We start from the raw sequence: 6,319 nt of genomic DNA on the forward strand, positions 1-6,319 counted from the left end.
CCGCGTGGTGGAGGCGACGCGGGACGCCTTCCTGGCCACTGCCGGCCAGCCCATGGCGGAACGGCTGCTGCTGGCGCTGGAGGCCGGGCAGGCCGAGGGCGGCGACAAGCGCGGACGGCAGTCCGCGGCGCTGCTCGTGGCCAGCCGCGATCCCTATCCCGACCTGGACATCCGCGTGGACGACCATCCCGACCCGCTGGCGGAGCTGCGGCGCCTCCATGCCGTCTCACGCGGGCATTTCGCGCTTTTCCGCCGCTTCATGGCGGGACACGACGAGAACGGACGCGAACATCCGGGCGTCTTCGACCGGGCGGTGCTGAACGCGGCCATCGAGAAGGCGCAGGGCGCGTGAGCGCGGCCCCGCCGGTCTTCCCGGTCCTGGAGGTCATCGACCTTTCCCTGAGCTTCGCCACCGAGCGCGGGCCGCTGGGCGTGCTGGATGGCGTCTCCTTCACCGTGCCGCCGGGGCGTACCGTGGCGCTCGTGGGGGAGAGCGGTTGCGGCAAATCCGTCACCTCGCTCGCCGTGATGGGCCTGCTGCCCGAGACCGCGCGGCTGAACGGCACGATCCGGCTGGAGGGCCGCGAGATCGCCGAGCTGCCGCCGGAGGAGAAGCGGCGCCTGCGCGGCGGCGCCATGGCGATGATCTTCCAGGAGCCGATGACCAGCCTGAACCCCGCCTTCACCGTGGGCGAGCAGGTGGCCGAGGCGCTGCGCCAGCATCGCGGCATGGGCCGGCGCGAGGCGGCGGCCATGGCGGTGCGCGCGCTGCATGCGGTGCGCATCCCCGATGCGGCGCGGCGCGCGGCGCAGTATCCGCACCAGCTTTCCGGCGGGATGCGGCAGCGGGTGATGATCGCCATGGCGCTCGCCTGCCAGCCGCGCCTGCTGATCGCCGACGAGCCGACCACGGCGCTCGACGTCACGGTGCAGGCGCAGATCCTGGCACTGCTGGACGAGATGCGCGCCGCGACGGGCACGGCGGTGCTGCTGGTGACGCATGACCTGGGCGTGGTCGCCGACCATGCGGACGAGGTGGTGGTGATGTATGCCGGCCGCATCGCGGAGCAGGGACCGGCGGCGAAGGTGCTGAACACGCCGCAGCATCCCTATACGGTCGGCCTCCTCGGCGCCGCGCCGCGGCTGGACGGGCCGCGCGGCGGCAGGCTGGCCACGGTGGAGGGCACGGTGCCCGACCTGATGGCGCCGCCGCCCGGCTGCCGCTTCGCCCCGCGCTGTCCCTTCCGCATCGCCGCCTGCGACGTGACGCCGGCGCTGATCGACCTCGGCGGCGGGCACCGCGCCGCCTGCCACCGAACGCCACTGGACCAGTTCCTGGACGCCGCATGACCGAGACCCTGCTCGAACTCGACCGCGTGGTGCGGCATTTCCCCGTGCGCGGCGCGCTGGGGCAGCGGCGCGGCGCGGTGCATGCGGTGGACGGCGTCTCGCTCTCCGTGGCGGCGGGCGAGGTGCTGGCCGTGGTGGGCGAAAGCGGCTGCGGCAAGTCCACGCTGGGGCGGCTGATGCTGGGACTGGAGAAGCCGGATGCCGGCATCGTCCGCTTCGGCGGCGAGGACCTGACGCGGATGGGCGGCCGCCGCCTGCGCGCGCAGCGGCGCTGGATGCAGATGATCTTCCAGGACCCCTATGCCAGCCTCGATCCGCGCATGACGGTCGGGCAGGCGGTGGAGGAACCGCTGCGCATCCATCGCCTCGTGCCGAAGGCGCGGCGCCGCGCGCGGGTGGAGGAGCTGCTGGCCCGCGTCGGGCTGCGGCCGGACCATGCCGACCGCTGGCCGCACGAATTCTCCGGCGGGCAGCGCCAGCGCATCGCCATCGCGCGGGCCCTGGCCAGCGGGCCGAAGCTGATCGTGGGCGACGAGCCGGTGAGCGCGCTGGACGTCTCGGTACAGGCGCAGGTGGTGAACCTGCTGCAGGAGCTGATCCGCGACCTGGGGCTGGGCTTCGTGCTGATCAGCCATGACCTCGCCGTGGTTCGCCATGTCGCGGACCGGGTGGCGGTGATGTATCTCGGCCGCATCGTCGAGGAAGGGCCCGCCGAGGCGATCTTCGACGATCCGCGCCACCCCTATACGCGGGCGCTGCTGGCCTCCGTGCCCGGCGTCGGCGGTGGCGCGCCGCTGCCGGGCGACCTGCCGAGCCCCCTCGCGCCGCCCTCCGGCTGCCGGCTGCACACGCGCTGCCCGCATGCCAAGGAGATCTGCGCGCGGCAGGACCCGGCGCTGGCGGGGGCCACCGAGGCCTCCCTGCGCCGCACCGCCTGCCATTTCCAGAACGGGCTGCCGCCGGTCCTGCCGCTGCGCGAGCGCCGTGCCACGGGCGAGCGGCAGGCCCGGCTGCAACGATTCTTCGACCGCACCGACGTCACGGGAGACGCCGCATGAACCCTGCCATCACCCGGCGCGGCCTCGCGCCGCTGGCCCTCGGCGCCATGGCCGCCGCCTCGCTGGGCGCGCGCCCGGCGAAGGCGCAGGGGACGAAGCATTTCCGCCTCGGCCTGCGCGAGGACCCGGACATCCTCGACCCGACGCTGGCGCGCTCCCTGATGGGGCGCATCGTCTTCGCCAGCCTCTTCGACAAGCTCTTCGACGTGAACGAGAGGCTGGATATCGTGCCGCAGCTCGCCACGGGCCACAGCTGGGAGGACCCGAGGACGCTGCTGATCCCGCTGCGCGAGGGGGTGAAGTTCCACGACGGCACGGCGATGGATGCGGAGGCGGTGCGCTACTCGCTGATGCGCCACCTGACCATGCAGGGCTCCTTCCGCCGTGGCGAGATCGGCACGATGGAGACCATCGAGGTGGTGGACCCGAAGACCGTCCGCATCCGGCTCAAGGAACCCTCCGCCGCCTTCCTGTCGCAGCTCACCGACCGCGCCGGCATGATCCTGTCGCCCAGGGCCGCCGAGGCGGCGGGCAAGGATTTCGGCGCGAAGCCGGTGGGCACCGGCCCCTTCCGCTTCGTCGAGCGCGTGGCGCAGGACCGCATCGTGGTCGAGCGCAACCCGGACTACTGGGATGCGAAGCGCATCCACCTGGACCGCATCACCTACCAGGTGATCGTGGACAGCACGGTGCGCGTCGCCAACCTGCGCTCCGGGACGCTCGACCTCGTGGAAAGCGTCGCGCCCACGGATGTGAAGGAGATCCAGGGTAGCCGGAACCTGAAGGTCGCGGCGACGGACGGGCTCGGCTACTGGGGCATCACCTACAATATCGGTAATGGCGAGCAGAGCCGGATGCCGATCGGCCAGGATGTCCGCCTGCGCAGGGCCTTCGATCTCGCGCTGGACCGCGAGGCCCTCATCCAGGTGGTCTATGAGGGCATGTTCACCCCTGCCACCCAGGCCGTGACACCCAGCTCGCCCTACCACATCGCCGCGCGCAAGGTGCCGGCGCGCGATGTCGCCCGCGCGAAGCAGCTCCTGAAGGAAGCAGGCGTGCAGGCCCCGCTCAGCGTCGAGATCATGGTCGCCAACAACCCCGAGGCGCGACAGGTGGCCGAGGTGATGCAGTCCATGGTTTCCGAGGCGGGCTTCGACCTGAAGATCAAGGCGGTGGAATTCGCCTCCGGCCTCGCGGCCGCGGTGCGCGGCGAGTTCCAGCTCTATTTCAGCGGCTGGTCGGGGCGCCCTGACCCGGACGGCAACAGCTGGGCCTTCCTGCACAGCCGTGGCCCGCAGAACGACGGCCGGTACGGCAGCGCGGAGACCGACCGCATCCTCGACGCGCAGCGGCAGGAGATGGACGAGGCGAAGCGCAAGGACCTGTACCGCCAGCTCTGGGAGCAGGCGGTGGACAAGGACCAGGCGCGCTCCTACCTCTGGTACATCAAGAACATCGCTGCCCATACCACCCGCGTCGGCGGCTTCCGGCCCCATCCGGACGGTCTGATCCGCGTGCAGGACCTCACCCTCTCGTAAGGACGCGCGATGTTCGGCTGGCTGCTGCGGCGCCTGGGGCAGGTCGTCCCCACGCTGCTGATCCTGAGTCTCTTCGTCTTCGGCCTGCAGCAGCTCATGCCCGGCGACCCCGCCTTGATCATGGCGGGGGAGGAGCGCGGCGACCCCGAGGTGCTGGCGCAGATCCGGGCGGAGCTGATGCTCGACCGGCCGGTCTGGGAACAGTACCTCGCCTGGCTGTTCCGTCTGCTGCACGGCGATCTCGGCTTCTCCTGGCGCATCCGGCAGCCGGTCACGGAGCTGATCCTGCAGAAGCTGCCGGTGACGCTCCAGCTCGGCGCCATGGCCTTCATCATCGCCGTCGCCATCGGCGTGCCGCTCGGCGTGCTTTCCGCCGTGAAGCGCGACCGGCCGCTGGACTGGATCGCCAACGGGCTGGCCCTGGCCGGAATCTCCACGCCGAACTTCTGGCTGGGGATCATGATGATCCTGCTCTTCAGCGTGCAGCTCGGCTGGCTGCCGCCCTCCGGCTACGTGCCGCTGACCGAGGACTGGCGGCAGTCGCTCGCCACCACGATCATGCCGGCCTTCGTGCTGGGCAATTCCATCGCCGGCGTGCTGATGCGCCATACCCGCGCCGCCATGCTGGGCGCGCTGGGGCAGGACTACGTCCGCACCGCCCGCGCCAAGGGCCTGCCGGAACGGGTGGTGGTGGCCAAGCACGCGCTGCGCAACGCGCTGATCCCGGTGGTGACGCTGGGCACGATCGAGCTCGGCAAGCTGCTGGCCGGCGCGGTGCTGACGGAGCAGATCTTCACCATCCCCGGCTTCGGCAAGCTGATCGTGGATGCCGTCTTCAACCGCGACTATCCGGTGGTGCAGGGCGTGGTGGTGGTGACGGCGGTGATCTTCGTGCTGCTCTCCCTGCTCTCGGACCTGCTCTACATGCTCGTCAATCCCAGGCTGCGCGCGGCATGAGCGGCGTTTCCGTCCGCCGCCCGCGCGCCGCCGCGAACCCCGCCCCTGCGCGCCGCGACAGCCCGGGGCGGCGCGCGATGCGCCGCTTCCTGCGGCACCGGCTGGCGGTCTTCGGCCTCGCCGTGATCGTGCTCTTCGTGCTGGGGGCGATCCTGGCGCCGCTGATCGCGCCCTATGACCCCACCGCCACCTCCTGGTCTCTGATCCGCAAGCCGCCCTCGCTGGCGCACTGGTTCGGCACGGACGAGAACGGGCGCGACGTGCTGTCCCGCACCCTTTGGGGCGCGCGGGCCTCGCTGATGGCCGGCGGCCTTTCCGTGGCGGCGGCGCTGGCGGTGGGCGTGCCGCTGGGGATGCTGGCCGGGCTGGCGGGCGGCTGGGTGGACGCGCTGATCTCCCGCATCACGGACGCCATGCTTTCCGTGCCCTTCCTGATCCTGGCCATCGCGCTCGCGGCCTTCCTGGGCCCGGCGCTGGAGAACGCGATGCTGGCCATCGCCATCTCCGCCGCGCCGATCTTCGTGCGCCTGGCCCGCGGCATGGCGATGGAGGCGAAGGCCACCGAATGGGTGGAGGCGGCGCGCGCTCTGGGCAACCCACCCTGGCGCACGGCGGTGGTGCATGTGCTGCCGAACATCGTGCCACCGCTGCTGGTGCAGGCGACGCTGGCCATCGCCGAGGCCATCATCGCCGAGGCCTCGCTGTCCTTCCTCGGCCTGGGGCAGCAGCCACCGGCACCCTCCTGGGGCTCCATGCTGAACGCGGCGCAGCGCTTCCTGAGCCAGGCGCCCTGGATGGCGATCTATCCGGGGCTGGCGATCTTCCTGGTGGTGCTGAGCTTCAACCTGCTGGGCGACGGGCTGCGCGACGCGCTGGACCCGCGGGCGCAGCGGCGCTGAAGACACGGCTTGAAGACGGGGGCAGGGGTCCGCATCTTTCCGCTGCGATGATCCCGAACCGCCCGCCTCTGGCCCCCAAGCCCTTCCAGGTCCCCGCCCGGCGCATCGCCGGGGCGGCGCTGATGCTGGCCAGCCTGGGCTTCGTGTCGGTGCTGACCCTGGTCCAGGCCATCATCCGCATCTTCCATTGATGGCGCCCCGCTGATGCTCCCCGAGACCTATCGCAAGGCCCTGCGCGGCCTCGCCCTTCCGGTCATGGCGCTGCCCATGCTGCCGGCGCTGCTGCTGGCCCTGGCCAGCGGCCAGTCGCGGACCATCCTCGGCCTGCTCGCCGGGCTGGCGGGCACGGGCCTGACGGTGGCTCTGCTGCGCCGCGCGAAGCATGGCGACCGGCGCCGTGCCATGGCCGCGCTGGGGCTGGGCACGGGCTTCGCGGCGGCGCTGGCGGGCGGCACGGGCACCGTGGGGGCCGTTCTGCTTGGGCTGGCGGCGGCCTATGGGCTGCGCCTCGCCTATG

At 72.0% G+C, this 6,319-nt stretch carries 8 protein-coding genes; all 8 read left to right on the plus strand.

Features of this window, described 5'->3' with window-relative positions:
• A partial coding sequence (locus ROTAS13_RS17250; RefSeq protein ID WP_139323405.1) for a DUF1028 domain-containing protein occupies positions 1-352 on the plus strand: 352 nt, incomplete at its 5' end.
• Positions 349-1,350: an ABC transporter ATP-binding protein gene (locus ROTAS13_RS17255; RefSeq protein ID WP_019459911.1), complete on the plus strand. Its 1,002-nt coding sequence runs from the start codon at positions 349-351 to the stop codon at positions 1,348-1,350. The genes ROTAS13_RS17250 and ROTAS13_RS17255, both read left to right, overlap by 4 nt.
• Positions 1,347-2,408: an ABC transporter ATP-binding protein gene (locus ROTAS13_RS17260; protein WP_019459910.1), complete on the plus strand. Its 1,062-nt coding sequence runs from the start codon at positions 1,347-1,349 to the stop codon at positions 2,406-2,408. Before ROTAS13_RS17255 ends, ROTAS13_RS17260 begins: the two co-directional genes overlap by 4 nt.
• A complete protein-coding gene (locus ROTAS13_RS17265) occupies positions 2,405-3,946 on the plus strand; it encodes an ABC transporter substrate-binding protein (RefSeq protein WP_083755585.1) in 1,542 nt (513 codons plus the stop codon). Before ROTAS13_RS17260 ends, ROTAS13_RS17265 begins: the two co-directional genes overlap by 4 nt.
• Positions 3,947-3,955: 9 nt before the next feature.
• Positions 3,956-4,903, plus strand: a complete 948-nt coding sequence (locus tag ROTAS13_RS17270) for an ABC transporter permease (protein WP_019459908.1) — start codon at positions 3,956-3,958, stop codon at positions 4,901-4,903.
• Positions 4,900-5,802, plus strand: coding sequence for an ABC transporter permease (locus tag ROTAS13_RS17275; RefSeq protein WP_075822954.1), 903 nt, complete (start codon positions 4,900-4,902; stop codon positions 5,800-5,802). Before ROTAS13_RS17270 ends, ROTAS13_RS17275 begins: the two co-directional genes overlap by 4 nt.
• Before the next feature lie 47 nt (positions 5,803-5,849).
• Positions 5,850-5,993: a hypothetical protein gene (locus ROTAS13_RS27285; protein WP_019459906.1), complete on the plus strand. Its 144-nt coding sequence runs from the start codon at positions 5,850-5,852 to the stop codon at positions 5,991-5,993.
• A 13-nt stretch (positions 5,994-6,006) separates the two neighbouring features.
• The coding region (locus ROTAS13_RS17280; protein WP_216348674.1) for a hypothetical protein at positions 6,007-6,319 on the plus strand (313 nt) is incomplete at its 3' end.

It is taken from the genome of Roseomonas sp. TAS13 (genome assembly GCF_001950415.1).
In the GTDB taxonomy this organism is placed as follows: domain Bacteria; phylum Pseudomonadota; class Alphaproteobacteria; order Acetobacterales; family Acetobacteraceae; genus Roseomonas; species Roseomonas mucosa.

Bases quoted from the DNA above. Each gene is read 5' to 3' on its own strand.
- ROTAS13_RS17260 (WP_019459910.1), top strand. From the start codon at position 1,347: ATGACCGAGACCCTGCTCGAACTCGACCGCGTGGTGCGGCATTTCCCC.
- ROTAS13_RS17265 (WP_083755585.1), top strand. From the start codon at position 2,405: ATGAACCCTGCCATCACCCGGCGCGGCCTCGCGCCGCTGGCCCTCGGC.
- ROTAS13_RS17270 (WP_019459908.1), top strand. From the start codon at position 3,956: ATGTTCGGCTGGCTGCTGCGGCGCCTGGGGCAGGTCGTCCCCACGCTG.
- ROTAS13_RS17275 (WP_075822954.1), top strand. From the start codon at position 4,900: ATGAGCGGCGTTTCCGTCCGCCGCCCGCGCGCCGCCGCGAACCCCGCC.
- ROTAS13_RS27285 (WP_019459906.1), top strand. From the start codon at position 5,850: ATGATCCCGAACCGCCCGCCTCTGGCCCCCAAGCCCTTCCAGGTCCCC.